At 71.9% G+C, this 22,765-nt stretch carries 18 protein-coding genes; 4 read left to right on the forward strand and 14 right to left on the reverse strand.

Going from position 1 to position 22,765, the window contains the following annotated elements:
* Positions 1 to 85: 85 nt before the first annotated feature.
* The 4 genes from A6A08_RS01835 to A6A08_RS01850 form a co-directional block, all read right to left on the reverse strand.
* The gene (locus A6A08_RS01835; protein ID WP_073700719.1) at positions 86 to 838 is read right to left on the reverse strand and encodes an HdeD family acid-resistance protein; all 753 of its coding nucleotides are present in this window, start codon (positions 836 to 838) and stop codon (positions 86 to 88) included.
* Positions 839 to 1,071: 233 nt separating this feature from the next.
* Positions 1,072 to 2,361 carry a citrate synthase gene (locus A6A08_RS01840; RefSeq protein ID WP_073700720.1) on the reverse strand — a complete coding sequence of 430 codons (1,290 nt, stop codon included), beginning with the start codon at positions 2,359 to 2,361 and terminating at the stop codon, positions 1,072 to 1,074.
* Between the two features lie 757 nt (positions 2,362 to 3,118).
* Positions 3,119 to 4,744, reverse strand: coding sequence for a peptide chain release factor 3 (locus A6A08_RS01845; RefSeq protein ID WP_073700721.1), 1,626 nt, complete (start codon positions 4,742 to 4,744; stop codon positions 3,119 to 3,121).
* Between the two features lie 157 nt (positions 4,745 to 4,901).
* A complete protein-coding gene (locus A6A08_RS01850; RefSeq protein WP_073700722.1) occupies positions 4,902 to 5,615 on the reverse strand; it encodes a TetR/AcrR family transcriptional regulator in 714 nt (237 codons plus the stop codon).
* 150 nt (positions 5,616 to 5,765) lie between these two features.
* Between A6A08_RS01850 and A6A08_RS01855 the strand changes: the two genes are divergently transcribed.
* Positions 5,766 to 6,920, forward strand: a complete 1,155-nt coding sequence (locus A6A08_RS01855) for an acyl-CoA dehydrogenase family protein (protein WP_073700723.1) — start codon at positions 5,766 to 5,768, stop codon at positions 6,918 to 6,920.
* Between the two features lie 58 nt (positions 6,921 to 6,978).
* Here the strand turns inward: A6A08_RS01855 and A6A08_RS01860 are convergent, their stop codons facing one another.
* Positions 6,979 to 7,791: an NAD-dependent epimerase/dehydratase family protein gene (locus A6A08_RS01860; RefSeq protein ID WP_073700724.1), complete on the reverse strand. Its 813-nt coding sequence runs from the start codon at positions 7,789 to 7,791 to the stop codon at positions 6,979 to 6,981.
* Between the two features lie 175 nt (positions 7,792 to 7,966).
* Between A6A08_RS01860 and A6A08_RS01865 the strand changes: the two genes are divergently transcribed.
* From A6A08_RS01865 to A6A08_RS01875, 3 genes are all read left to right on the forward strand, one after another.
* Positions 7,967 to 9,133 (forward strand): sensor histidine kinase, encoded by a 1,167-nt coding sequence (locus tag A6A08_RS01865; RefSeq protein WP_073700725.1) that lies wholly within the window; start codon positions 7,967 to 7,969, stop codon positions 9,131 to 9,133.
* On the forward strand, positions 9,121 to 9,813 hold the full coding sequence (locus A6A08_RS01870; protein WP_199866815.1) for a response regulator transcription factor: 693 nt from the start codon (positions 9,121 to 9,123) through the stop codon (positions 9,811 to 9,813). Before A6A08_RS01865 ends, A6A08_RS01870 begins: the two co-directional genes overlap by 13 nt.
* 111 nt (positions 9,814 to 9,924) lie before the next feature.
* Complete coding sequence (locus tag A6A08_RS01875; protein ID WP_073700726.1) at positions 9,925 to 10,860, forward strand: glutaminase; 936 nt, start codon at positions 9,925 to 9,927, stop codon at positions 10,858 to 10,860.
* A 29-nt stretch (positions 10,861 to 10,889) separates the two neighbouring features.
* Here A6A08_RS01875 and A6A08_RS01880 read toward each other — a convergent pair whose 3' ends face one another.
* The 9 genes from A6A08_RS01880 to A6A08_RS01920 form a co-directional block, all read right to left on the reverse strand.
* Positions 10,890 to 12,614 carry a serine/threonine-protein kinase gene (locus tag A6A08_RS01880; RefSeq protein WP_073700727.1) on the reverse strand — a complete coding sequence of 575 codons (1,725 nt, stop codon included), beginning with the start codon at positions 12,612 to 12,614 and terminating at the stop codon, positions 10,890 to 10,892.
* A gap of 323 nt (positions 12,615 to 12,937) precedes the next feature.
* Positions 12,938 to 14,035, reverse strand: coding sequence for a cytochrome P450 (locus tag A6A08_RS01885; protein WP_073700728.1), 1,098 nt, complete (start codon positions 14,033 to 14,035; stop codon positions 12,938 to 12,940).
* A complete protein-coding gene (locus A6A08_RS01890) occupies positions 14,032 to 15,312 on the reverse strand; it encodes a cytochrome P450 (protein WP_242422091.1) in 1,281 nt (426 codons plus the stop codon). The genes A6A08_RS01885 and A6A08_RS01890 overlap by 4 nt, the downstream gene beginning before the upstream one ends.
* A gap of 442 nt (positions 15,313 to 15,754) precedes the next feature.
* Positions 15,755 to 18,061, reverse strand: coding sequence for a cation-translocating P-type ATPase (locus A6A08_RS01895; protein ID WP_073700730.1), 2,307 nt, complete (start codon positions 18,059 to 18,061; stop codon positions 15,755 to 15,757).
* 147 nt (positions 18,062 to 18,208) lie between these two features.
* The gene (locus A6A08_RS01900) at positions 18,209 to 18,424 is read right to left on the reverse strand and encodes a heavy-metal-associated domain-containing protein (protein ID WP_073700731.1); all 216 of its coding nucleotides are present in this window, start codon (positions 18,422 to 18,424) and stop codon (positions 18,209 to 18,211) included.
* A 452-nt stretch (positions 18,425 to 18,876) separates the two neighbouring features.
* Positions 18,877 to 19,476 carry a GNAT family N-acetyltransferase gene (locus tag A6A08_RS01905; RefSeq protein WP_073700732.1) on the reverse strand — a complete coding sequence of 200 codons (600 nt, stop codon included), beginning with the start codon at positions 19,474 to 19,476 and terminating at the stop codon, positions 18,877 to 18,879.
* A 200-nt stretch (positions 19,477 to 19,676) separates the two neighbouring features.
* Entirely contained in the window at positions 19,677 to 21,179 is a 1,503-nt protein-coding gene (locus A6A08_RS01910) for a sodium:alanine symporter family protein (RefSeq protein WP_073700733.1), read from the reverse strand.
* Between the two features lie 157 nt (positions 21,180 to 21,336).
* Positions 21,337 to 21,624 (reverse strand): GNAT family N-acetyltransferase, encoded by a 288-nt coding sequence (locus tag A6A08_RS01915; protein WP_073700734.1) that lies wholly within the window; start codon positions 21,622 to 21,624, stop codon positions 21,337 to 21,339.
* A gap of 162 nt (positions 21,625 to 21,786) precedes the next feature.
* Complete coding sequence (locus A6A08_RS01920) at positions 21,787 to 22,725, reverse strand: DUF5996 family protein (RefSeq protein WP_073700735.1); 939 nt, start codon at positions 22,723 to 22,725, stop codon at positions 21,787 to 21,789.
* Positions 22,726 to 22,765 lie beyond the last annotated feature (40 nt).

Raw genomic sequence — 22,765 nt, forward strand, 5'->3', positions numbered from 1 at the left:
GGGGCGCCCGAGCAAGGAGGGCCCCGCGCCCCAGGCCGTCCGCCGGGGGTGGTGGGGGGCGAGGCGGAGCCCCCAGAGGCGCGGCCTAACGCGGCTCGTCGGGTCGCCCGGGATACCCCTCGTCGTCCTCCCGGGCCCGGTGGCGGCCGCGCCCGAAGGGCTCCTGGTCCTCCCGGTCGCCGTCGTCGAGGAGGTCCCCGTAGGTCCCGGTGGACTCCCCTCCGGACGGCTCGCCGGGGTCGCGGAGGTCGTCGAGGGCCCCCGCCTCCGGCCCCCGGAAGGCGCCGGCGGCGCCGCGGAGGCGGAACCCGGCCACGGCCATCACCGCGCCGAAGATGACGGCGTACATCGCGATCACGAGCATGACGGCCTGGGCACCCTCCAGGGGCCAGAACCACAGCAGCAGGCCGAAGACGATCGAGAGGGCGCCGACGAAGACCAGCAGCCACTCGGAGCTGATGTGCGCGTGCAGGCGGATGGCCGTGATGATCTCCGCGACGCCGGTGACCACCGCCCAGGCGCCGATGACGAACACCAGGGCGGCGATCGCCACGAGCGGCCAGACCAGCGCGACCAGGCCCACGATGACGCCGACGACCGCCTGCACGGCCAGGGAGAGGCGGTTGCCCGGCAGCGCCCGGTAGGCCGCGTACCCCAGGGCGGCTCCGTCGGCCAGCGCGTAGAGGCCGAAGACGATCGCCAGGGCCACCAGGGTCTTCTCCGGCCAGATCAGCGCGACCACGCCGAAGACGACGGCGGCGAACCCCCTCAGGACCACCAGCCACCAGCTCCGGCTCAGCTCGTCGAGCAGGTCGCCGGCCAACGCGTACCGGACCATCGTCGCCTCCTTCCGCGGTCCCGTCCGGAACCGCATCCTGTCCCTTCCCCCGGAGTCGTACACGGGGGGCGGCTGTTCGCAAAATGCGGGAAAAGACGGAACCGGCCGCGGGTGCCCTGGTACGGGTGGTACCCGCCGCGTCCGGTACGCAACAGCGAACGCCGGGGGAGGACGCGAGAGCGCCCGCCCCGTCGGTGACGCGGGCGGGCGCTCTCGGTGTTCTCCCGGAAGGGCTACTCCTGGCCGGGGAGGCGGCGCTCGGAGGCGCCGACGTAGTGCTGGCGCGGACGCGCGATCCGGAAGGCCGGGTCGTGCAGCTGCTCGCGGTAGTGGGCGATCCAGCCGGGCAGGCGGCCGATGGCGAACAACACGGTGAACATGTTGGTCGGGAAGCCCATGGTGCGGTAGATCACGCCGGTGTAGAAGTCGACGTTCGGGTAGAGCTTGCGCTCGGTGAAGTAGGGGTCGGCGAGCGCCGCGGCCTCGAGCTTGAGGGCGAGCGCGAACAGCTCGTCGGGGTTGTCGTCGCGGTCGAGGATCTGGCTGGCCAGAACCTTGATCTCCTTGCTGCGCGGGTCGAAGTTCTTGTAGACCCGGTGGCCGAAGCCCATGAGGCGCACCTCGCGGGCCTTGACCCGCTCCAGGAAGTCCTCGATGGAGACGCCCGAGTCGCGGATCTGCTCCAGCATCTCCAGCACGGCCTGGTTGGCGCCGCCGTGGGACGGGCCGGAGAGGGCGTTGATGCCCGAGGCGACGCTGGCGTAGATGTCGGCCTTGGCGGACCCGACGACGCGCACCGTGGCGGTGGAGCAGTTCAGCTCGTGGTCGGCGTGCAGGACCAGCAGCATGCCCACGGCCTGGTTGAACAGGTCGCCGAGCTCACTGTCGGCGTGGGTGTCGCCGAAGGTCATCCGGATGAAGTTGTCGACGTAGTCGAGGGAGCTGTCCGGGTTGATCGGCTTCTCGCCGATGGAGTTGCGGTAGATGCGCGCCGCGATCGTCGGCAGCTTGGCCAACAGCCGGATCGTGGCGAGTTCGACCTGGTCCTCGTCGCCGGGGTCGACGCTGTCGCCGTAGTAGGCGGCGAGGGTGTTCACGGCGCTGGCCATCAGTGCCATGGGGTGGCCGTTGCGGGGCATCGCGTCGATGAGCGCGCCCATGTCGGCCGGGATGTCGGCGTTGTCTCGCAGCTTCTCGGAGAACTCCTTGAGCTGGCCCGGCTCGGGCAGCTCGCCATAGATCACCAGGTAGGCGACCTCCAGGAAGGTCGCGCCCACGGCGAGGTCCTCGATCGGGTACCCGCGGTAGCGCAGGATCCCGGCGTCCCCGTCGATGTAGGTGATCTTCGAGCTGCACGAAGCGGTGTTGCTGAACCCCGGGTCCAGGGTCGTCATGCCGGTCGACCCCAGGAGGGTCTTCAGCTCGATGGTGCGCTCACCCTCGGTACCGGTGAACACCGGCAGCTTCAGCACGCCGCCCTCGTAGTGGAGCTCCACCGTGCGCTCTTTGTCGTCTTCGCTCATGCCCGAGGTCAACCTTTCCAGGCGGGGGATACGTGAGATGCGTCAGACGCGGGGCGGTCCGCCGCCACGTTCCTGCTTCACTCGTTATTGTTCTGTTTTGTTAAACGACAGTTAAGCAAAAGCATATAAGTTTCACCGATTCACGGACAGGTGACATGCAACACATACCCAGGCGTGAGCAGAATTACCGCAAGGTGAAGATTTACAAACTTTGCCAGTCGTCGATTACTCCGTGATCGCCCTGAGACGTGGAGGGCGGAACCGGGGGTCCACCCGTCGCCGCCCCTCGCCTCCTGAACCGGTCCCCTGAGCACCCCACGACCCGGCCCGAACCCGCCCCTTCCGGCCGTCCTTCACAGAAGTGGACAGAGCCAGACGAAGCCCGGTGCGGCCGGGTGCCCGAACGCGCCCTAGTGGCCTTCTCCCAGGGTACCTTCGCCCTGATCACGGGGGTCGACACGGGGTACCCGACAACCGGTGACATTGGCCTCTGCCTGGGGCCCAGGGGCCCCGTGAGTCCCTCCGGGCACACCGGCCCGGGTTCGTCGTGGCAACAGTCTGTGCGCGGGACACGGGAGTTCACACACCGTCCGTGCGGGAGCGCGCCCGGCCCCGGCCGGCGTCCAATTCGCGCCGGTACCGCGACCGGGGGGCGACAAAGGGTTGTCCGCATTCACCCCGGGTAAACGGTCGGCGCGCTTTGCCGGAAAGGACGGCGGGCACCGGTGCCGGCGCCCGCCGGAGCGTCCCGGGGGCCTCACGCGCCCTCGTCGACGCCTCCGGCGAGCAGGGGCTCCATGAACAAGTCCGGGTGGTCGCGCTCGATGACGCGCAACCGCCACTTGTTGTGCACCAGCACCAGCAGCTCACCGTCGCCCCGGCGCTTGAGCACCTCCGCGCCCGAGAGCGCGTGCAGCGCCGGGGCCGAGTCGGCGTCGGTGCGCCGGGCCACGGAGTAGTCCAGCGGCGAGGTCTCGATCGGCGAGCGGAACTCGTGCTCCATGCGGTGGCGGACCACGTCGAACTGCAGCGGCCCCACCGCCGCCAGCACCGGCGCCTGCTCGCCGCGCACGTCCGAGGTCAGCACCTGCACCACGCCCTCGGCGTCCAGCTGGGCGATCCCGCGCTGGAACTGCTTGTACTTGCCCGCGTCCTGGGCCCGGGCCACCGCGAAGTGCTCGGGGGCGAAGCTCGGGATCGGCGGGAAGACCACCTTGGGCCCGTCGTAGAGCGTGTCGCCCACGGCCAGGGCCTGGGCGTTGACCAGCGCGATCACGTCCCCCGGGAAGGCGGCGTCGATGGTGGAGCGCTCGGAGCCGAACACCGCCTGGGAGTACTTGGTCGCGAACGGGCGCCCCGTGGAGGCGTGGGTGAGCACCATGCCGCGGTCGAACCGCCCCGAGGAGATGCGCACGAACGCCATCCGGTCCCGGTGGTTCTTGTCCATGTTGGCCTGCATCTTGAACACCTGGCCGGAGAAGGGCTTCTCCACCGGGCGCGGCCGGTCCTGCTCGTCGAGCTTGGGCGCCGGGGCCGGGGCCAGGCCGACCACCGCCTCCAGGAGCTGGCCGACCCCGAAGTTGGGCAGCGCGGCGCCGAACAGCACCGGGGAGGACTCCCCGGCCATGAACGAGTCGTGGTCGAAGTCCGCTCCCAGGGCCTCCAGGAGCTCGATCTCCTCGCTGGCCTGCTCCCACGCCGGTCCCTCGGTCCGGGCGGCCTCGTCCGCCGGCAGGACCTCCTCGATCGCCTTGCTGGCCCCGCCCGGGGTGCGGGTCATCTTGGTGTAGGTGCCGCTGGAGCGGTCGATGAGGCCGCGGAAGTCCCCGGCGATGCCCACCGGCCAGTTCAGCGGGGTGGGCCGCAGCCCGATGCGCTGCTCGATCTCGTCCAGCAGCTCCAGCGGCTCGCGCCCGGGGCGGTCCCACTTGTTGACGAAGGTGATCACCGGCATCCTGCGCGCGCGGCACACGTCGAAGAGCTTCAGCGTCTGCGGCTCCAGGCCCTTGGCCGAGTCCAGCAGCATGATCGCGCAGTCCACCGCGGACAGCACCCGGTAGGTGTCCTCGGAGAAGTCGGCGTGGCCGGGGGTGTCCACCAGGTTGAGCACCCGGTCGGCGTAGTCGATGCGCAGCGCGGCGGAGGTGATGGAGATCCCGCGGTCCTGCTCCATCTCCATCCAGTCCGAGGTCACGCCCCGGCGGTCGCCCTTGCCGTGCACCGCGCCGGCGGAGGAGATCGCGGCGGCGTGCAGCGCCAGGGCCTCGGTCAGGGTGGACTTACCGGCGTCGGGGTGGGAGATGACCGCGAACGTCCGCCGCCGCTCCGCCTCACGTACGACCTCTGACTCCTGCTTGGTGGCGCTCGCCGTGTCCACGCTCATTTCCGCTGTCCGCTCCGCCTCGTGTACTGCCCGGTTACCGGCCCCGTCCAGCCTACGCGCGTCGCGGCGCCGACCGGACCGCGCGGGCCGGCGGGGGGGGTTCCCCGGGGCGTGTCCGGCGGGCCCCGCCCCCGCGCCCTCGCGGGCCCGCCGGCCTTCAGGAGCCCTCGGGGCCCTGGACGGCGGCGCCGATGCGGCGGAGCAGCTCCTCCCGGCCGGTGCCCCCGGGATAGACCGCGACCAGCACGTGGTCGCGCCGGGACTCCCGCTCGGCGTGCAGCATCGGCTCGGCGGCCCTGCGGACGAAGTCCATGGCCTCGTCGAAGCCCGCCCACACCTCGCGGCTGTCCTGCTCCGGGCGGCGCAGCCATCCCCGCAGGACGTGGTTGTGCGCCGAGATGAGCGCCGCGGCCGCCACGCCCGCGGCCAGGGAGCGGCCCTCGCCGTCCCCGCTCCGGGCCAGGTAGCTGCTGAACGCGGCCTGGTAGCGGGCGGTCATCGCCACCTCCCGGTCGCGCAGCCGGGGATGGGCCCGCACCAGGTGGTAGCGGGGCACGGTGATCTCCGGGTCGCGCAGGTAGCCCTGGAGCACCAGGCGGGCGGCGGAGAAGACCGAGGTCAGCGGCTCGTCCGGGGAGGCCTCCAGGTAGCGGACCACGGTGGAGAACAGCTCGTCGTGCTCGGCGAAGAGGATGTCCTCCTTCGAGCCGAAGCGGCGGAAGAGGCTGCGGCGGCTCACACCCGTGGCGGCGGCGATCTGGTCCATCGTCGTGGCCTCGAAGCCGCTGTCGGTGAACAGCCGCACCGCGGCCAGCACCACCTCGCGCGTGGCCACGCGCGGTTGGCCGCCTCGGCCTCCCGGCCGTTCCATGGATCCGCCCCCTTCGCACCGGCTCGCTTCGAAGCTATCGGAATCCGCCGGTGTACTTCGCCCTTCCCACCCCCTATTCTGGCACCGGATGCCATATGAAGGCACGCAGTGCCAAGAACCGAGGGGCGACTCCCCCGGGGAGGGAAGCAGATGAGCGACTTCGACCTGTTCAGGACCACCGAGGAGCACGAGGAGCTGCGCGAGGCCGTGCGCTCCGTCGCCGAGGGCAGGATCGCCCCGCACGCCGCGGAGGTCGACGAGAAGAGCGCCTTCCCGCAGGAGGCCCTCGAAGCCCTGGTCGCCACGGACTTCCACGCCCCGCACATCGCCGAGGAGTACGACGGCGTGGGCGCCGACGCCCTGGCCACCTGCATCGTCATCGAGGAGGTGGCCCGCGTGTGCGCGTCCTCCTCCCTGATCCCCGCGGTCAACAAGCTCGGCACCATGCCGCTGATCCTGGGCGCCTCCGACGAGGTCAAGCGCCGCTACCTGCCCGAGGTCGCCAGCGGCGAGGCGATGTTCTCCTACGGCCTGTCCGAGCGCGAGGCCGGCTCCGACACCGCGAGCATGCGCACCCAGGCCGCCCCCGACGGCGACGGGTGGGTGCTCAACGGGCAGAAGTCCTGGATCACCAACGCCGGGGTCAGCAAGTACTACACGGTGCTGGCCGTGACCGACCCCGAGGGCGGCCGCGGCCGCAACGTCTCGGCGTTCGTGCTCCACGCGGACGACGAGGGCTTCACCCTGGGCGAGCCCGAGCGCAAGCTCGGCATCAAGGGCTCCCCCACCCGCGAGCTGTTCTTCGACAACGTGCGCGTTCCCGGCGACCGCATCGTCGGCGCCCCGGGCGAGGGCCTCAAGATCGCCCTGCGCACCCTGGACCACACGCGCGTCACCATCGGCGCCCAGGCCGTCGGCATCGCCCAGGGCGCCCTGGACCAGGCCGTGGCCTACGTCAAGGAGCGCAAGCAGTTCGGCAAGCACATCGCCGACTTCCAGGGCATCCAGTTCATGCTCGCCGACATGGCGATGAAGCTGGAGACCGCGCGCCAGATGGTCTACGTGGCCGCAGCCAAGTCCGAGCGGGGCGACGAGGACCTGCCGTTCTACGGCGCTGCCGCCAAGTGCTACGCCTCCGACGCCGCCATGGAGATCACCACCGACGCCGTGCAGCTGCTGGGCGGCGCGGGCTACGTGAAGGACTTCCCGCTGGAGCGCATGATGCGCGACGCGAAGATCACCCAGATCTACGAGGGCACCAACCAGATCCAGCGCATGGTCATGGCCCGTCAGCTGCTGAAGTAGACCGGCCCGCCGGTCGGGGCGCCCGTTCCCTCCCGGGGCGGGCGCCCGGCTCTCCGGGTCAGAGCACGGCCTCGCGGATGAAGCGGGCCAGCGGGATGGGGTCGCGCCTCAGGGCCTCGCGCACGCCCTCGGTGACCTCGGCGGCGCGCCCGGCGACGGCCGCGGCGAAGCGCTCGTTGAGAGTGTCCACGTACCGCTCGCTCCACCCCCGGTCGGTGGCGCGGAAGTAAAAGCCCGCCTCGTCGACGGCCTTGAACCGCCACACCGGGCTCTCGGTGCCCCGGGTCTGCCTGACCACCTCGCGGAAGGTGAGCGCCTGCGGACCCGTGAGCGTGTACTCCCTGCCGCTGTGGTCGTCCAGCAGCGCGGCGACGGCGGCGTCGGCGACGTCGCGTGCGTCCACGAAGCTGACCGCCGTCCCCTTCTTCACCGGCAGTTCGAGGCGGCCGTTGCGTGCGCGCGCCATGCCGGCGAACGTCCCCTCGGTGAAGTCCTGGAAGAGCCAGTTGGACCGCAGCACGGTCCACCGGTCGAACAGGTCCTTGACCCGCGCTTCGGCGGCGCGCTGGTCGGAGTCCGACGGCGCGTGCTCGGTGCCCATGGCCGTCATGACCACGGCGTTGCCGACCCCCGCTCCCGCCGCCTTCTCCAGGAATCCGGCGACCCGGTTGCCCAGGGCGCTCCCGACCGGCGTCACCACGAAGACGCTCTCCACGCCGTCGAGGAGTTCGTCCCAGTTGGAGGTGTCGGTCCAGTCCAGGCGCGTCTGCGAGGTGCGGGACGCGCCGGTCGCGGACAGGCCGCGGCTCCTCAGCTGGGTGAGGACGCGGCGGCCCACCATTCCGGTGGCTCCGGTGACCAGAGTGCTCATCGGTTACAAGGTACCGACGCGCGGTACCCGACCTGACACGAACCGCCCGCGCCACCGTGATCCCCGGCCGGTCTTCCCCGGAACCGGCCGGTGGCGGCGCCGCCCAGGACGGCCCTTCGCGTACACGCGGCACCAGGCCCGGGCCCGTCAGGGTCCGGACATAGACTTCCCACCGATGAACGCTATGGCCGTCGTGCGGCGGCGCGGTGCGCGCGACTGGATCGTGGACTCCTCCGCCTTCCTCCTCGCGCTCCTCTTCGCGCTGGCGAGCGCCGCCAAGGTCACCGACTTCCCCTCCGCCGAGTACGTCCTGCCCGCGTGGCTCCGGGGCGCCGACGCGCTCCTGACCCTCCTGGCCTGCCTGTCCCTGTGGTGGCGCCGCCGCTGGCCGGTCCAGATCGCCGTCGCGCTCGTCCTGTTCGCCGCCGTCTCGGGCCTGGTCTCGGGCGCCATGCTCATCGCCCTGTTCACCCTGGCCGTGCACCGGCCGCCCCGCACCAGCCTGGCGGTGTACGGGCTGAGCGTGGGCGCCGCGTTCGTGAACTCGGCCCTGTGGCCGGACCCGCACGCCCCCTTCCTCGTGATCTTCCTCCTGGGCGCGGCCCTCCAGGGCGCCGTGACGGGGTGGGGGCTCACCGTCCACCACCGGCGCAAGCTGGTGGAGTCGCTGCGCGACCGCGCCGTGCACGCCGAGACCGAGGCACAGCTGCGCGCCGAGCACGCCCAGCACCAGGTCCGCGAGGCCATGGCCCGCGAGATCCACGACGTGCTCGGGCACCGGCTGTCCCTGCTCAGCGTGCACGCCGGTGCCCTGGAGTACCGCCCGGACGCCTCCGCCGAGGAGGTGGCCCGCTCCGCGAAGGTGATCCGGGAGAGCGCCCACCAGGCCCTCCAGGACCTGCGCGAGGTGATCGGTGTGCTGCGCGCCCCGGTCGGGGAGCTGCCGCAGCCGACCATGGCCGACCTCCAGCAGCTGGTGGAGGAGGCCGACGAGGCCGGGGCCCGCGTGGAGTTCGTGGAGGAGTACGACGGGACCGTGCCGGAGCGCATCGGACGCACCGCCTACCGGATCGTCCAGGAGGGGCTGACGAACGTGCGCAAGCACGCCCCGGGCGCGGACACGCGCGTGCTGGTCGGGGGAGCACCCGGCGACGGGCTGGCGGTGGAGGTGCGCAACGGGCCCTCCCCCGGTCCCGCTCCCGCGGCCGCGGGAGGGGACGGACGCGGCCAGGGCCTCGCCGGCCTCGACGAGCGGGTGTCCCTGGTCTCCGGACGCCTGGAGCACGGCCCGGACACCGGTGGTGGCTGGCGGTTGTCGGCCTGGCTACCGTGGCCGGTATGAGCGAGACGGAGCGCGGGCGGATCGGGGTCGTGATCGTCGACGACGACGCGCTGGTACGGGTCGGCCTGGTGATGATGATGGGGGGCGCGCCCGACATCAGGGTGCTGGCCGAGGCCGAGGACGGCGGCGCGGTGCTCGACCTGGTGCGGCGGCACTCCCCCGACGTGGTCCTGATGGACATCCGCATGCCCACGGTGGACGGGCTGGCCGCCACCGAGCGCCTGCGCGCCCTGGAGGACCCGCCGGAGGTACTGGTGCTGACCACCTTCGACGCCGACGAGCACGTGCTGCGCGCCCTGCGGGCGGGCGCGGCCGGGTTCCTGCTCAAGGACACCCCTCCGGCGGAGATCGTGGAGTCGGTGCGCCAGGTGTCCCGGGGGATGTCGGTGCTGTCCCCGACGGTGACGCGGCGGCTGGTCGACCGGGTGGGCGCGGACGACCACGGCGAGCGCGCCGACCGGGCGCGCCGGCGGCTGGCGGCGCTCAACGGCCGGGAGCTGGAGGTGGCCGTCGCGGTCGGCGAGGGCCGGTCCAACGCCGACATCGCCTCGACCCTGTTCCTGAGCGTGCCGACGGTCAAGACGCACGTGTCGAACATCCTCACCAAGCTCGGGCTCAACAACCGGGTGCAGGTGGCACTGCTGGTGCACGACGCCCAGCTGCTGGACGAGAGGGGCTGACGCACCCGCGCGGCCCGGGCCGCGGCCGTGTACCGCCGCCGTAGCGGTACCGTGCCCGGCGCCGTTCTGGGTAGTCGGGGAGGGAACCAGGACCCGGCACGGGAGGACGCGGTGACCCAGGCCTGCGACAACGACGACTACACCGATGTGCTCGACTCCGTCATGGACAGAGTGCGGCCGCGTATCGGCTCGGGGAAGGTCGCCGACTACATCCCCGAGCTGGCCGGGGTGGACCCGGAGCGGTTCGGCATCGCGGTCGCCACGGTGGACGGCGACCTGTACCGCGCCGGCGGCCACGCCGACACGCGCTTTTCGATGCAGAGCATCACCAAGGTGTTCACGCTGGCCCTGGTGACGAGCGGGTCCGGCGGCAGTGTGTGGGGGCGGGTCCACCGCGAGCCGTCGGGCACGCCCTTCAACTCCCTGTACCAGCTGGAGTTCGAGGGGGGCGTCCCCCGCAACCCGATGGTCAACCCGGGCGCGCTCGTGGTCACCGACCAGCTGCTGACCGACACGGGGGACGCCTCCGGCGCGCTGCGGGAGCTGCTGCGCGCGGAGGCGGGCGCCCCGGACCTGGGCCCGGACGAGGTGGTCGCCCGCTCGGAGAGCGAGCACGGGGACCGCAACCGCGCGCTGGCCCACCTCATGGCGGGCTTCGGCACGATAAGGAACCCGGTGTCGGAGGTGCTGGAGCACTACTTCCGGCAGTGCTCGATCAGCATCAGCTGCGAGGAGCTGGCCAGGGTGGGGCTGCTGCTGGCGCGCCACGGCAGGCGCGCGGACGGCTCCCAGCTGCTCGGCAAGTCCGACGCGCGCCGCATCCTGGCGGTGATGCTCACCTGCGGCACCTACGACGCCGCGGGCGAGTTCGCCTACCGTGTCGGGCTCCCCTGCAAGAGCGGGGTGGGCGGCGGCATCCTCGCGGTGGTGCCGGGGCGCTGCTCGGTGGCGGCGTGGGGCCCGGGCCTGGACGCCAAGGGCAACTCGGTGACGGCGGCGCTGGCCCTGGAGGCCTTCACCGACATCACCAACTGCTCGGTGTTCTGACCGGTCGGCCCCTTTTCGTTCCCGGCCCCTCAGCCGGCGGGCTCGAAGCCGCGCGAGATCCGGTCCAGCAGCGCGTGGTTGGCCTCGGGGTCGTCGTTGTCGGCCACCAGGAACAGGGCGTAGCCCTTGTCCTCGGTGTGGAAGCCCCGGTTGATGGCGTGCATGCCGCCGCTTTCGAAGGTGAACTCCCAGTCGGCGGCGCTGACGTAGTCCTGGGCCCAGTCGGCCTCCACGTCCTCGATGCCGATGATCTCGTAGCCGTTGAAGTTGCCCCGGGCGGAGGGCTCCAGGGAGCGCCAGTCGTCCCCGGCGTCGGGGTTGGGGGCGTCGGTCTGATCGATCTGCAGGTACCCGCCGTCGGGGTTGTGGAAGAAGACCATGTCGCCCCGCCGCTCCCTCTCCCAGTCCTCGGGGACGTCCACGGAGAACCCGCTGGGGTCCTCGTAGCGGACCAGGAAGTCCCACCTGTCGTCCTCGCCGTCCTCGTCCTCCCCGGTCGGTTCGCTCGACTCGGCCGGCTCGGTCGGCTCGGTCGGCTCCGCGGTCTGCGACGCCTCCTCCCCGGGTCCGGGCTCCCCCTCCCCGCCGGTACCGGGGTCGACGGCGGCCTGCTGCCCCGAGCCGTCGACGAGTCCAGCGCCGGGGCCGCCGGTGCGGTCCATGCTCACCAGGACGCCGACGGTGGCGCCCGCGAGCACCAGCACCAGTACGGCCGCGACGACCAGCAGCGCCCTCCCTCGGGACGCGCCGCCTCCCCCGCGGCGGGAGGGGGCCGACGGCGGCGCGGAGGCGGCCCGTCCGGGGCCGTGCTCCGGACCGGCCGACCCGGTGTGCGGCGCCGGCCCGGCCTCCTCCCGTCCTCCCGGCTCCTCCGCCGGCGCGGTGCCGACCAGGGTCGGGGCGGCCGCGGCCGAGGAGTTCTCGGCGCCCTCCCGGACCTCCCGCAGGAGGGAGCGCACCTCATCGACCGAAGGCCGGTCCTCCGGGCGCTTCTCGCACAGGGCCTCCAGGACCGGGCGCAAAGGGCCCGCGTTGGCCGCCTCCGGCAGGTCCTGGGTGACGATCGCGGTCAGCGTCGCCATCGGGGTCGGCCGGTCGAACGGCAGGGTGCCCTCCACCGCCTGGTAGAGGGTGACGCCGAGGGCCCACATGTCCGAGGCCGGGGTGGCCGTGTGCCCGTGCGCGATCTCCGGGGCCAGGTAGCTCGGGGAGCCGATCAGCAGGCCGGTACTGGTCAGGTGGGTGGCGCCGTCCAGATGGGCGATGCCGAAGTCGGTGAGGACGGCCCGGTCGTTCCCGGCGATGAGCACGTTGCCCGGTTTGATGTCACGGTGCACGATGCCCCGGGCGTGCGCCTCGGACAGGCCCGCGGCCATCTGCTCGCCGATGCCGGCGGCCCGCCGGACCGGCAGCGCCCCCTCGTCGCGGACGAGGTCGCCCAGGGAGGGGCCGCGGACGAGTTCCATGACGATCCACGGACGGCCGTCCTCCTCGGCCACGTCGAACACGGTGATGATGGCGGGATGGCTGAGCTGCGCCGCGCTGCGCGCCTCGCGCAGCATGCGGGTGCGCAGCACCTCGACCTCGTGCGCGGGCAGGTTCGGCGGTGTGGTCAGCTCCTTGACCGCGACCGGGCGGTCCAGGAGGGTGTCGGTGCCCTCCCATACCCGGCCCATGCCGCCGGCGCCGATGACCTCGTCCAGGCGGTACCGGTTGACCAGGAGACGACCGGGGTCGGCTTCCGAGCTGTTCATGAAGGCGCGGTTCCTCTGCGGGGAAGGGCGGTGTGGAGGCTGCGGGGGGGCACTGTCCGGGGGCGGGAGAGTGCGCGGGCGTGCGAGGGGTACGGGCCCGCCGGGCGGACCCATGGCCGTTAGAGAGTCTAGAAGTCCGCGACCACCGCCGGCGCTGTCCGCCACGGTGGTATGTGTGTTCCCCCGGTATGCCGGATCCGTCCGGAACCCCCTGAAATGCAGATATCCCGCCGGAGGCGTCACATGACGCCGTTCCGGCGGGACCCGGGCATCGGGCGTGTCCCCGCGCCCGGAGGCCGGACCGCCCCCCGGGCCCGGGCGGATCACCGCAGGCGCACGGGAAGGGCCTCCACACCCGAGCCGATGATCGACGGCAGCGGGACCAGCTCCTCGTCGGCCACCGCGATGTGAAGCCCGGGGAAGCGCCCGAACAGGCGCGGCAGCGCTTCGAGGACCTCCATGCGGGCCAGGTTGGCGCCCAGGCAGTAGTGCCGCCCGTGGGAGAAGGTCAGGTGCGAGGTGTCCTCCCGGGTGACGTCGAACAGGTGCGCCGTCGGCCCGTAGCGCTCCTCGTCGCGCCCGGCCGACCCGTAGCCCATCAGCAGCGGCTCACCCGCCGGGACCGCGACCCCGGCCAGCTCGATGTCCTCGGTGGTGTAGCGCATCGGCACGAACTCGCCCGGCCCGTCCCAGCGCAGCACCTCCTCCACGGCCCTGGACCAGTCGACCTCGCCCCGCAGGACCATGTCGAGCTGGTCGCGGTGGCCGACCAGCGCCCGTACCGCGTTGGCGATGAGGTTCATCGTGGTCTCGTAGCCCGCGCTGATGATGAGCACCAGGCTCCAGATCAGCTCGTCCTCGCTGAGCCTGTCGTCATCGTCGCGTGCGGCGATGAGGGCGGAGGTCAGGTCGTCGCCCGGTTCGGCGCGCTTGGCCCGGACCAGTTCGGTGAGCACGCCCCACATCTCCATGAAGGTGGTCATCGCCTCCTCGGGCGTGACGCTCTGGTCGAAGAAGACCCCGACCAGCCGGTGCAGCTTCGGCCGTGCCTCCTCGTCCAGCCCGAACAGGTCGCTGATCACCGTCATCGGCAGCGGCTGCGCCAGCAGCGCCTTGAGCTCGACCACGCCGTCCGCGCTCGCCTCCGCCTCGGCCTCCATCCGGTCCAGCAACCCCTCGACGATGGCGGCGACCCCCTCGCGCAGCCGCTCGATCCGGCGCGGGGTGAACGCCTTGGAGACCAGCCTGCGCAGGCGCGTGTGCTCCTCGCCGTCGCTGGTCAGCATGTTCTCGGCGATGATCCAGGAGATCAGCGGCCAGTCCGGCGGGACCTCACCGGCGTTGAAGGCCCGCCAGTGCTTCTTGTCCTTCTGCACGCGCTGGTCGGCCAGGGCCTCGGTGACCGCCGCGTGCGTGGTCACGACCCACGCAGCAACCTCACCAGGAAGTTCGACAGGGACGACAGGCCCGATCCCACGGAGGTGGGCTGCTTGGGCTCGGAGGTTTCCGGGTGCGAGTCGGACGGGCTCCAAGGTGTTCCTTCCACGGAGTCGGAGGGCGGTGGGACCTGCGGATCGAACTCGACGGGGAGTTGGACGGGGGCCCAGGACAGGGCGGACAGCTGCCAGCGCAGCTGCTCCTGCGGAACGGCCAGGTGGAGCCCGGGGAGCCGGGTGAGGAGGACGCGCACCGCGATGATGGCGATGGTGGTGGCCTCGTCACGTGCGGGACAGCGGTGCGGGCCCGCGCCCCAGGCCACGTGCGCCCGGTTGGTGGTCTCCTCCATCTGCTCGGCGTTCTCCCGGAGGAAGAAGTGGTTCGACGCGGCGAAGCCCAGCAGTACGGGGGATCCGGCACCGATCACCCGACCGCCGCCGATCGGCACGTCCACCCTCGGATAGATGGCCGGGTAGTTGGTGATCGGCGGGTCCTGCCACAGGACCCTGTCGAGGAGGTCGTTGAGGGCGGTGTCGGAGAGGGACGCCGAGCCGTAACCGGTCAGGGCGGGGTCGTTCAGGGCGGCCCGCAGGGACGCGGCGACCAGGTTCGCGGTCGGCTCGTTGGCGGCGGCGATGACGAGGAGGAGCTGCATGATCACCTCCTCGTCGCTGAGGGCGGCGCGGTGCTGGATCAGCCGGCTGGTGAGGTCGTCGCCGGGATCGCGGTGCTTGGCCGACACCACCTCGGACAGGGCCCGCTCGGCCTCGGCGTTGGACTTCTCCGCGTCCACGCCCTGCCACAGGTTGCGCATGGCGGTGACGAAGCGCAGGCCCTGGTCCTCGTCGAAGCCGAAGAGGTCGTTCATCACCAGCAGCGGGAGCATGCGCGCGTACTCGTTGAGGGCGTCGGCCCGCCCGCGTTCGCAGAACTCGTCGACGAGCCGGTCGGCGTACCGGTGGGTGATCCTGCTCAGGTGCTCGGGGTCGATGGCGCCGAGGCTGTCGGTGACCGCCCGGCGGTAGCGCTGGTGCTCGGTGCCCTCGACGAACAGGGCGTTCATGCGCGGGGCCATCATCGGCAGCAGCGGTGAGTCCGGGCTGACCCGCCCCTCGGTGAAGTCCCGCCACAGCCTGGCGTCGTGGCTGAAGGTGGTGGTGTCCCGGGACCAGGAGATGAGTGTGGCGTAGTCCGTGACCAGCCATCCGTGCACCCCCGGTTCGAGCTCGACCGGGACCACGGGGCCGTGGTCCGCGCGCATCCTGGCGTACACGGCGTAGGGGTCGGGGTGCGGTTCGCTCTGGTACAGCGCGGCACGGGGGCATCCAGAAGACACGGGGAACCTCGGCTGGGGCGGTCGGGTACGGGCTGGGAATCCGTCCTTCACGTCACGGGGGTCGGGGGCTCAGCCTCGGGGCTCGGAAGCTGGTTCGCGGGTTTTCGGGCGGTGCCGTCCGCACGGCCCGCGGGCGCGTGCCCGGGCCCGTGCGGCCTCGCGCAACCTTAGCGGCCCGTCCCGGCGGGGCGCGAGACCCGTCCCCGCCCCCGCGCGGGGACGGCCGCCCCCATCTGCCGTTTCACCTCCGAATTTCACGGCCCCGGGCGGGCCGGGGAGACGGCGCCGCCCCCGCCCCGGTACGGGAGCGGGGGCGGCGCGTCCGGCGATGGGCCGGGAGGCATCCGGCAGGGGGCCGGGCGGCCGTTCAGGAGACCCGGCCCGCGTCGTCGGAGCCGTCCGCCGCCAGGGGGCGGAACCGGCGCAGCCTTTGGCTGTTGCTCACCACGAACACGCTGGAGAAGGCCATCGCCGCACCCGCGAGCATCGGGTTGAGCAGGCCCGCCGCCGCCAGCGGCAGAGCCGCGGCGTTGTAGGCGAAGGCCCAGAACAGGTTCCCCCTGATCGTGCTGAGCGTGCGGCGCGAGAGCCGGACCGCGTCGGCCGCCGTCCGCAGGTCGCCGCGCACCAGGGTGAGGTCTCCTGCCTCGATGGCCACGTCGGTTCCCGTGCCCATGGACAGCCCCAGGTCGGCCTGGGCCAGGGCCGCCGCGTCGTTGACGCCGTCGCCGACCATCGCCACGGTGCGCCCCTCGGACTGCAGCCGCCTGACGACGTCGACCTTGTCCTTGGGCAGGACCTCGGCGATCACCTCGTCGACGCCGACCTCGGCGGCCACCGAGCGGGCCACGGCCTCGTTGTCGCCGGTGAGCAGGATCGGGGTGAGGCCCAGATCGCGGAACCGGCGGACCGCCTCGGCGCTGGTGGGCTTGACGGTGTCGGCCACCACCAGCACGCCCCGGGCGCGGCCCTCCCAGGCGACGGCGACGGCGGTGCGGCCCTCGGACTCGGCGGCCCTGAGGGCGGTGGAGAGCTCCTCGGGCAGGGACGCCCCGTGCTCCTCCAGCAGCGCGACCCGGCCGACCAGGACGGCGCGGCCGTCGACGGTCCCCCGGACACCGAGTCCCTCGACGTTGGCGAAGCCCTCGGGCGCGGGCAGGGTGCCCACCCGGTCGGCGGCGCCGGAGGCGACCGCCCGGGCGACGGGGTGCTCGGAGGCGTTCTCCAGTGCCCCCGCCAGTCGCAGGACCTCCTGCCCGTCCTCGCCGTCGGCGACGGTGACGCCGGTCAGCGCCATCCGGCCGGTGGTGACGGTGCCGGTCTTGTCCAGCACGACGGTGTCCACCCGGCGGGTGTTCTCCAGGACCTCCGGCCCCTTGATGAGGATGCCGAGCTGGGCGCCGCGCCCGGTGCCCACCATCAGGGCCATGGGCGTGGCCAGGCCGAGGGCGCACGGGCAGGCGATGATGAGCACCGCGACGGCGGCGGTGAAGGCCGCCGTGGCGGACTGGCCGGCCAGGAGCCAGGCGCCGAGCGTGCCGAGGGCGATCAGGATGGCGATCGGGACGAACACCCCGGACACCCGGTCGGCCAGGCGCTGGACCTCGGCCTTACCGCTCTGGGCCTCCTCCACCAGACGCGCCATCTGGGCGAGCTGGGTGTCGGAGCCGACGCGGGTGGCGCGCACCACCAGGCGTCCGCCCGCGTTGACCGTGGCGCCGACGACGGAGCTGCCGGGTGAGACCTCCTCGGGGACGGACTCGCCGGTGAGCATGCTCATGTCGACGGCGGAGGTGCCCTCCTCCACGGTGCCGTCGGTGGCGATCCGCTCGCCGGGCCGGACGAGGAAGCGGTCGCCGACGACGAGCCGGTCCACGGGCACGAGCTCCTCGCGGGGCGAGGGGCCGTCGCCGCGCAGGACGGCGACCTCCTTGGCGCCGAGTTCGAGCAGGGAGCGCAGGGCGTCTCCGGCACGGCGCTTGGAGCGCGCCTCGAAGTACTTGCCGAGGAGGATGAAGGAGGTGACGCCCGCGGCGACCTCCAGGTAGATGTTGCCCGCCCCGTCGGTGCGGGCGATGGTCAGCTCGAACGGGTGGGTCATGCCCGGTGTCCCGGCGGTGCCGAGGAAGAGCGCGTACAGCGACCACAGGAACGCGGCCGTGACCCCGAGGGAGACCAGCGTGTCCATGGTGGCCGTGCCGAGCCTGAGGTTCTTCCACGCGGCCACGTGGAAGGGCAGGGCGCCCCAGACGACGACGGGCGCGGCCAGGGCCAGGGAGGCCCACTGCCAGTAGGTGAACTGCAGCGCCGGGACCATGGCCATGGCGATGACGGGCACCGAGAGCACCAGGGAGACCAGTGCGCGGTTCCACAGCGCCCGCACGGGGTCGGCCGGGTCGACGGCGGTCTCGGCCGTCTCGGCCTCGGCCCGGGGCACGGTGGCGGTGTAGCCCGCCTTCTCGACCTGTGCGACGAGGTCCTCCACCGGGGTGGGCGGCCCCTCGAAGGAGACACGGGCCTTCTCGGTGGCGAAGTTGACGGTGGCGCTGACGCCGTCGAGCTTGTTGAGCCGCTTCTCGACCCGGTTGGCGCATGCGGCGCAGGTCATCCCGCCGATGGCCAGCTCGACCGGTGCGGTGTCGGCCGGTTCCGCCGTGGCTTTGCTGGTACTCATTGACCCCTCCCGGGTGTCCCGGAACTCCTGGTGCCCTCCGGCGCCTCACGCGGCGTCCCTCCGCGGTGCGCGGGGACGGTCCGCCCCGGACGCCGCGGCGGACGCGTGTGCGAGGCCCGGGGCTCGGGCCTCGCGGCCGCGTCCGTGTCAGTCACGGACCTCGTATCCGGCCTCGTCGATGGCGGCGCGGACCGACCCGTCGTCGACGGGGCCGTCGCTGGTGACGGTCACCTTCTTGTTGGCGAGGTCGACCTCGACGTCGGTGACTCCCGCGACCTCGCCGACCTCCTCGGTGACCGCGTTGACGCAGTGCCCGCAGCTCATGCCGTCAACGGTGTAAACAGCGGTGGTGGTGGCAGCCATTTCGCCTCCTGGGGCATGTGTGGTGTGTCGGCCCCCCTGGGGCCGCCCTCCGATAACCACAACATACCCCTTAGGGGTATATGTTTGTCAAACGCCGACACGTGGACCGCGCCCCGCTCGGAGGAGGAGACTCCCAGGAAAAGCGGCCGTCACCACCCGGCGCGGGGCTCGCGCCCCCGGATCGCCACGGTACCTACCGGGGGTACCTGGCTGAGGCTGTCCTGGACACGGCGAAGGCCCCCGCACGCCGTGCGGGGGCCTCGGGGCCGTCCGTCCGGTTCCGGGCACCCCCGCCGTCGCGGGCGTGCGGGGCCGGGTCCCGGCTCCGAGGGGAGGAGGGACACGGGGACGGAAGGAGACGGGGGATCGCGGGGACGGGGGCGAAAGTGGGGGCGCGGGGACGGGGGATCGCGGGGGCGGGGGACTGCGGGGTTCGACGGGGCCTGGGGCGGTTACTCGGCCTTCAACTCCAGGCGTGCGACCACGCGCTCGCTCACGTGGTGCCCGTTGAGCGTGAACCCGGCCCGCTGGAACATCTCCACCGTGCCCGTGTAGACCTCGGCGCTGGGAGCCCTGCCCCCGGCCGTGTCCACCGGGTAGGCCTCCAGGACGCGGGCCCCGTTGGCGCGGGCGTACTCGATCGCCCCGTCCAGGAGGCGGCTGCCCAGACCGCGCCTGCGCCGCCGGGGCGGCAGCCAGAAGCAGACCAGTGCCCACACGCCCGGCTCGTGGGGATCGGCCGGGCGCAGGGACCGCGACCGCGACAGCCGGATGAAGTCCTCGCGCGGGGCCACGGAGACCCAGCCGCACGGGCCGTCCTCGTCGTAGGCCAGCAGGCCCGGTATCCGGCCCTCCAGGGTCAGGCGCCGCAACTCCTCCTTGTTGTCCACTCCCCGCCTGGAACGCTCACAGGAGGTGCTCGCCGTGTGGTCCTTGGCGCGCCTGCGAAAGAACGTGCACCAGCAGTGCCCGTACGCTCCCGTCGGTCCGAACAGGTTCTCCAGGTCTTCCCACCGCTCGGCGGTGGCGGGCTCGATTGAGACGATGGACATCGGACTCCCTCGACGAGACACACGGGCCGCCACAACTGTGACCCAGAACACTAGCGATTATTCGTCGTGACCGAAAGAACACGGATGCACGAAAACGCCTCACCTGGCGGGTTTCGTCACCGAAAGCCGGTGTCTGGGAAGCTCGTGGGGCGGAGGGCGCACGGCCCTCCGCCCCGTTCAGCCGATCGGTCCGGGCCCGGTCAGGAGGAGGCCTGGCCCGCCTTGTCCGTGGACTCCTGCCACCCGGGCTCCCAGCACTCCACGGAGCCCCGCACGCCGGTCAGCCGGTCCCGCGTGAACACGGGGTCGATGCCCTGGCGCCGCTGGTCGGTGTAGTCCTTGAGCAGACGTGCCGCCGTGGCCGCCAGTGGCGTGATGGCGATGAGGTTGACCAGCGCCATCATGCCCATGGTCGTGTCCGCCAGGGTCCAGACCAGGTCGATCGAGCCCAGGGCGCCCAGGAAGCTGGCGATGAGGAAGACCACCTTGTAGCCGACGAGGACGCCCTGGCTGTTGGTCAGGTACTCCAGGTTCGACTCGCCGTAGTAGTAGTTGCCCAGCACCGACGTGAACGCGACGATGACGACGATCAGCGTCATGAGGTGCAGCGCCCAGGGGCCCAGCGCGGAGGTGACCGCGAGCTGGGTGAGGTCGCCCTCCAGCTGCACGTCGGAGTCGCTCTGGTAACCGATGAGGATGATGAAGGCCGTGATGGAGCAGACCACGAGGGTGTCGAAGTAGACGCCCAGGCTCTGCACCAGGCCCTGCTTGACGGGGTGGGTGACCGAGGCGCTCGCCGCGGCGATCGGGGCCGAGCCGAGCCCCGCCTCGTTGGAGAACATCCCCCGGCGCACGCCCTGGATGACCACCGTGGCCAGGCCGGCGGCGGCGAACTCGCGGACGCCGAAGGCGTGTTCGAGGATCAGCGCGAACATCGCCGGGATCTGGTCGTAGTTCATCCCCACGATGATCACGCCCAGCAGCAGGTAGATCGCCGCGAAGGCCGGGATCAGGGCCTGGGCCGTGTGCGCGATCCGGCGGATGCCGCCGAAGATCACCAGCGCGGTGAGCAGGACGACCACGGCACCGACGATGACCGACACCCACACGCCCGTGCCCGTGCCCAGGCTCTCGGAGGAGTTGGCCACGGCACCGGAGATGGTGTTGCTCTGCACCGCGTTGAAGACCATCGGGAAGGTCATGATGAGCACGATGGCGAACAGCACGCCCATCCAGCGCTGGCCGAGTCCGCGCTCCATGTAGTAGGCCGGACCGCCCCGGTAGCCCGTGGAGTCCCGGACCTTGTAGAGCTGGGCCAGGGTGGACTCGACGAAGCTGGCTCCGGAGACCACGATCGCCATCAGCCACATCCAGAAGACGGCGCCCGGGCCGCCCAGGGAGATGGCGACCGCCACACCGACGATGTTGCCGGTGCCGATGCGGGCGGCGGCCGAGACCATGAACGCCTGGATCGAGGAGACGGCCCTCTTGCCGTCAGGGGCGATCTCGGGCTGGCTGCGCAGCACCCGGAACATCTCCGGGAACATGCGGATCTGGACGACTCCCGTCCTGATCGTGACGTAGAGGCTGACCAGCACCAGCAGCGGGATCAGCACCCAGGACCAGAAGAAGTCGTTGTTGAACGTGCCGATGGCCTCGGTGATGCGTACACCGACGGTGGACGTTGCGTCTGCGACTAACACGGGAACGGAACTCCTTGCTCCTAAAGAGGACAACCGCCCTCACATACCCGTGAAGTGCGAGGAGTCACCATCCGGTGCGTGCTGTGGTCTGATGGTGATCTTCCCGTTACTGCACCTCACCCGGCGGGCCGCACACGGGCTCCCGGGGGCCCGCGGCTCAGCCCTCGTGGACCAGGTCCGCGTAGGACGGGTTCCTCTTGATGTAGGCCTGCGCGAACGGGCAGATCGGCACCACCTTGAGCCCGCGCTCCCGGATGTGGTCCAGGGACTCGCGCATGAGGTGGCTGGCCACGCCCCGGCCCTCGAAGGCCGTGTCGACCTCCACGTGCGGCAGGGCGTACACGCCCTCGTCGATCAGGTGGTAGGCGCAGAACCCCACCACCGTTCCGTCGGCGCTCACTTCGTAGCGCGACCGCTCCGGCACGTCGGTAACCGTCAGGTCCATGGCACTCTCCTGCTCCCTGCGTCCGCGCACGGGTGTGCGCGTGAGCCCGATGCCCACGTTCCCACACATATCCGCCGCGCACACCCCCGAGGACGCCTGCTCCGGACGGTGGGGGGCGAGGCCCCGGCCGGAAGCACGGGTCACGCGCCCGCCGCGCGGGGTTCACCGTCCGCCGAGGTAGGGGTCGGTGGCCCCGCCGGGGCAGGCCAGTGCCTCGATGTCCCACCCGGCCAGCCCCGCGCCCGCCCGGTAGGCGCTCTCCATGAACTCCAGCACGGCCGCCCGCGGGTCCTGCGCCTTGCGCGCGTCGGCGTAGCGCAGCAGGGCCAGGTGCCCGTCGCCGCTGGGGAGCCACTCGGCCCCGGCCGGGCTGAGCGGCTGCTCGGCGAGCCCCTCCGGTTCGGGGGCGGTGTAGGAGTAGAAGCAGGGTTCGGGGACGTCGTCGTCGCCGAACCAGAAGCCGAAGCTGACGACCTCGCGCGAGTACGCCTCGCGCACCACCCGGCCCGCCTCTCTCGGCTGCGGAACCGTGTGCGGGGAGAAGCGGGTGACCGCGATGTCGAAGGTGTGCCAGAAGTGGTGCACGGGGCTGGTCTTGCCCGAGAATCCGGCGGCGAACTCCTCCAGCAGCATGTTGACCTGGCTGAGCACCTGCCAGTAGCGGGTGGCCTGCTCGGGAACGTAGGTGGCGTGTTCGCGGTCCTGCGCGAACGGGCGGTCGGCGTCGGGCAGGTCGAAGGGGTGCGCCGTGGGGATGCTGCCGTCCACGCCCAGGCTGTCCAGCGCGGACTGGAACCTCAGGTAGAACGAGGCCACGCTGTTGCCCTGGAGCGGGAAGGAGACCGCGCCGCCGTCCAGGGACGAGACGGTCAGCTGGTGGCGGACGAAGTCGAAGTCCACGGTGAAGACCGGGTTGCCGTCCGTCAGCCCCATGGGGCGTGAGGTGATCCCGCTGCCGGTGAGGTGGAAGGGCACGTTCCACCAGTGGTTGCGGCGCGGGCTGTGGTGCAGGCGCACCTTGCCGACGATCTGCTCGAAGCGGTGCAGGGTCTGCTTGGTGTCCCGCCAGGCGTCGAGGGGCAGGTCCGGGAACAGCTCCATGGTGACGGCTCTCCTTGTCGTACGTGCTGGTGGCGGTGCG

It is taken from the genome of Nocardiopsis sp. TSRI0078, assembly GCF_001905145.1.
Lineage (GTDB): Bacteria > Actinomycetota > Actinomycetes > Streptosporangiales > Streptosporangiaceae > Nocardiopsis.